Annotated in this window: 3 protein-coding genes; all 3 read right to left on the bottom strand. The window is 55.2% G+C overall.

The annotated features are described in order from the left end of the window. Positions 1-203 precede the first annotated feature (203 nt). The 3 genes from HFM78_RS01480 to HFM78_RS01470 are packed head-to-tail and all read right to left on the bottom strand — an operon-like array spanning position 204 to position 4,148. Positions 204-629: a DUF4440 domain-containing protein gene (locus HFM78_RS01480; protein ID WP_287127642.1), complete on the bottom strand. Its 426-nt coding sequence runs from the start codon at positions 627-629 to the stop codon at positions 204-206. Continuing rightward, a complete protein-coding gene (gene aspS / locus HFM78_RS01475) occupies positions 626-2,392 on the bottom strand; it encodes an aspartate--tRNA ligase (RefSeq protein ID WP_287127641.1) in 1,767 nt (588 codons plus the stop codon). The genes HFM78_RS01480 and aspS overlap by 4 nt, the downstream gene beginning before the upstream one ends. A 55-nt stretch (positions 2,393-2,447) precedes the next feature. After that, positions 2,448-4,148: an alpha-amylase family glycosyl hydrolase gene (locus tag HFM78_RS01470; protein ID WP_287127640.1), complete on the bottom strand. Its 1,701-nt coding sequence runs from the start codon at positions 4,146-4,148 to the stop codon at positions 2,448-2,450. Positions 4,149-4,509 lie beyond the last annotated feature (361 nt).

Here is a 4,509-nt window from a genome sequence, read left to right as displayed (position 1 = left end):
CCCCCAGCCCCTCCCCCGTACCCTGCCGGACACAGGCAAGCAGGGTACGGGAGCAAGAACAAAGACGCTCTTCTGTATGCGTTGTCTTGGTCCCCCACCACGTGGGGCGGAGGGGCCCCTTAGCAAGAACTAAGATGCTCTTCTGTATCTTTCCTATGTCTTCTGCCTTGGTCCCCCACTAGTGGGGCGGAGGGGCCTTCAACTCAACTTGTATGGTCCTGGATGATCTTCCAGCCCTCAGCCGTCCGCCGCAGGAGCAAGGTGAAATAGCCGCCGACATTACCCCCCGCTGTCGTCGTCCGCTCTAAGTCCCAGCGGCCCAACACTGAAGCATAATCCGCGCCTAAGGGTTGAATCGTCAGTTCACCAAAAGTCAGTTGCCCCATCCCCTCACGGGTCGGGTAGCGTTTCAAGTACCGCTCTAAAACCTGCTGGTAGCCCCGCGTCACCATGGTCCCAACAAAAGTAGTCGTCGGACTGGCCTCATAGCCCTGCATGAAACCGGGAATATCCCCCTGATTCCAAGCCGTAGCCTGGGCCGTCAAAACCTGACGGATCTGTACATCAGGCGCGGATTGTGCAGACACCGGAGCCACCATCAACCACAACACCCACCCCCAGCGCGTCATTTCGTGACCTGCCGCACATGGAGTTCCGCCAATTGTTGTGGCGTGACCGTAGACGGGGCCTCGCTCATCAAGTCTTGGGCCTTCTGGGTCTTCGGGAAAGCCATCACCTCCCGGATTGAGGCCGCCCCCGCAAAAAGCATCACCATCCGGTCCAACCCGTAGGCAATCCCGCCATGGGGCGGCGCACCGTACTCAAAAGCTTCGAGCAAGAAACCAAACTGGGTCTGGGCCACCTCTGGCGTCAAGCCAATCGCCGTAAAGACCTGTTCTTGGATGGCCCGTTGGTGGATACGCACCGAACCCCCGCCCAACTCGACCCCATTCCACACGAGGTCGTAGGCTTGGGCGCGGGCGGTCTTGAGGTCGGCGAGGTCCTCAGGGTGAGGCGCGGTGAAGGGATGGTGCAAGGCTTCTAACCGCTTCTCCTCCGCATTGAATTGAAACATCGGGAAATCTGTCACCCAAAGGAGGTTGGTTTGGCTCTCATCAATCACCCCCAACTCCGCCCCCAACGCCAACCGTAACCGTCCTAAATATTCATTGACGACAGCCCGTGGCCCCGCCCCAAACAACAGCAAATCCCCCGGTTTCACCCCGGTCAATTGAATTAACTGGCTAATCTGGTCTGCACTGAGACTATCTTTGAGTGCGCCAATTGTATCGAGTTGAATCTCTTGCTCAGTCCCGCGCACCCGAATAAATGCCAACCCCTTCGCGCCAAACTGAGCCACTAGGTTAAATAAATCCCCGCCCGGTTTAATCCGCGTGTTCGAGATTTTTTCGTCACCCCCGCCAATCGCCAGACATTTGACCACCCCGCCCCCCGAGAGGACCGAGGCAAATACTTTAAACTTCGTTCCCTGAAAAAATTCGCCCATATCCAACAATTCCAACCCAAACCGCGTATCCGGCTTGTCAGAACCATAGCGGTCCATCGCCTCCTGATAAGTCAACCGGGGTAAAGGATTAGGTAGGGTCGTCCCCTGCACTTTTTGAAAAAGATGGCGCACCAAGCCCTCGTTGAGAGCCATGATGCTCTCTTGGTCCATGAAGCTCATCTCCATGTCCAACTGGGTGAATTCCGGTTGGCGGTCGGCCCGTAGGTCCTCATCCCGAAAGCACCGTGCAATCTGGTAATAGCGGTCAAACCCCGCCACCATCAAGATCTGTTTATAGATCTGCGGCGACTGGGGCAAGGCATACCACTGACCGGGGTTGACCCGAGAGGGAACAAGATAATCCCTAGCTCCCTCAGGGGTCGCCTTCGTCAAAATCGGGGTCTCAATCTCGATAAATTCCAGCTCATCTTCTAAGTACCGCCGAATTAGCTTCACAATTTCGTGGCGTAAGCGCAGATTCTCACGCAGGTTAGCCCGTCGCAGATCTAGGTAACGATAGACTAGACGCAACTTCTCGTCTACCTCGGCGGCGTCGGCAATGGTGAAGGGCGGGGTTTTGGCAGGGTTAAGGACGGTCAGAGCCTGGACTTTGATCTCAATCTGACCCGTTGCCAAGCGGGAGTTGACTGAATCAGCAGGCCGACTTTTGACCAATCCCGTCATTTCAATTACATATTCACTCCGTAAACTGCTCGCCACGGGCAGGTCCTGGGGGTCTAGCACCGCCTGGACGATCCCAGAACGGTCACGCAAGTCAATAAATACAACCCCACCATGGTCCCGGCGACGGTCTACCCAACCTGCCACCGTGACCACGGTATCAAGGTCCGTCTCACGGACGTGACTACAGTAGTGGGTACGCATGGGTTAACGCGAATTCAGTCTCCCCAAGATAACAGGTCCCCACCACCAAGCCGCGCTAGTTCAAACAGAAGATGTGCACGTCCCAAGCACCCAACTCTACTTCCAGTAACGCGCCGTCCACCGTTGCGTCATAGTTGCGGGTCCACTCATGCCAAACGCCGTCCTCAGGGAAGCAGGGAACGGTATAACCGCCCAAGTAGTTGTCGCCCACATGGGCCACCACCACCACCCGCGAACCCTCATCATTGAACCGCACGTAAGCAATCACCCGCGCCTCGGGGTCCATGTGGAAGAAGTCACAGTTAGCCGTCCAGAGGGCATGACGTTCGCGCCGCAGTGTAACCAACCCCCGCCACCGCTCAAAAAAGGCTTGGTGCCGCTCCTGCTCTAGCAAGGACCAATCCACCAGATGTACCTCTTCATCTTGGGCGTAGGCGTGGGCAATCTCTTGACCCTGGTAGAGCATTGGGATACCCACGGAGGTAATGAGTAACGCCGCTGCACACTCCAACCGCCGAAAGGCATTCTCATCATCTACCCCCGCTTCCTGGAGCCGTTGCAAGAGCCGGGGCTTATCGTGGTTCTCATAGAAGTTGACAGCATTGGCGGGTCCAGAATAGCCGTAGTGGACCGGGTTGATGGCATTGATCAGTTGGTCTAAGTCGTACTTATCCTGCACTAACAGGTCATCAATCATCCAGTAATAGGTCTCATGGTATGCGCCATCCACGGGTCCATCGATCCCCGTCACCGCCGGATTTTCAGGAACGTGTTCTGCCACTACGTAGAAGGGTTTGAAGGGCACTAATTTCTTAGCCCGTTGGGTAGCTTCTGCCAAGAAATCAAAGTACTTAATCTGACGCGCCGCATCAATCCGATACCCGTCCAGATGGTACTCCTCGACCCAGTATTCGACGAGCGCGTAGAGATATTCACGCGCCGGGTTACGTTGATACTTGGCGTCATAAAACTCTAAGTTGAACTTGGGTCCCCACACATCCCGTGCTTCATCGGGTTCCGTTCCCGGCTCATAGAACCAGTAGGTGAAGTCAATCCGAGTCAGCGGACTTTCCCGTTCACTATGGTTCAGCACCAGATCCAAGATGACGCGCAGGCCCCGCTTGTGGCATTCATCAATGAAATATTTGAGGTCCTCGGGTTTACCATAGGAGGACTCGGGAGCGAAGGGATAGCGCGGGTTGTAGCCCCAATAGTTAGCCCCGGGGTACTCGGTGACGGGCATCAATTGGACGCAGTTCATGCCTAGGTCTACTAGATAATCGAGACGCTCCACAGCCTTGCGATAGCCACCACCGTTGAAGCCGTAGACGTGTAGTTCATAGATCATCAATTGGTCATCTTGAACCAAGGCTGCGTCGTCATGTTGCCATTCATAGCTATCAACAATCGGTTTACCGTCTTTAATCCGCATAATGCTTACGTCTTTATCGGTGACTTGACGGGCGTAGGGGTCAGCAAAGGTAACTTCCTGGTCTACGGCGAAGAAACTTTTCGAGACGGCTTGGAATTTGTACTCGTACTCGCCATCGGGTAAGGACACTTGCACTTGATAGGTACCTGTTTCATCACGCTGCATGGCAATCGGTTCCCAGTTGGAGAATTCACCGACTAAAGAAACTTTTTCGTTGTAGGGAGCGAGGAGATTAAAGGAGATTTTTGCCGTTTCTGGCAGACGGGAAGTCGTCTTTTCCTTAGGTTCGGACGGTTGCTCGGACTCAATCTCAGTGTTTAGCATTGGGCTTTTCCAATCAGGGTATTTACAGGAGTTCTATGTATAAAGATAGGGAGGGAGGTTGGACCAGGACACCTGCCTTTGGATAGGTTCTTTTACGTACGATAGCGGTCCTTAGTTTCTGCCTTGGGTCCCCCACCACGCCTGTGCCCAGCAGGGTATGGGGCGGAGGGGCCAGCCACAATAGGGAAAACGAGGGTTTGTCATGGTCAAGACCTACGGAGTGACGGGGGCAACGGGGTTGGTCGGTCGGTTGGCGGTTCAACAGTTGCAAGCACAGGGGGATCAAGTGGTAATCTTTTCGCGGGACCCGGTGCGTGCCCGTGCTCTCGTACCTGGCGGGGCGGACTATCGGGGTTGGGGG

This window comes from Candidatus Cyanaurora vandensis (assembly GCF_013285555.1).
Taxonomy (GTDB): domain Bacteria; phylum Cyanobacteriota; class Cyanobacteriia; order Gloeobacterales; family Anthocerotibacteraceae; genus Cyanaurora; species Cyanaurora vandensis.
The sequence above is the reverse complement of the archived record's forward strand: the minus strand, read 5'-3'. Positions and strand labels throughout refer to the sequence as shown.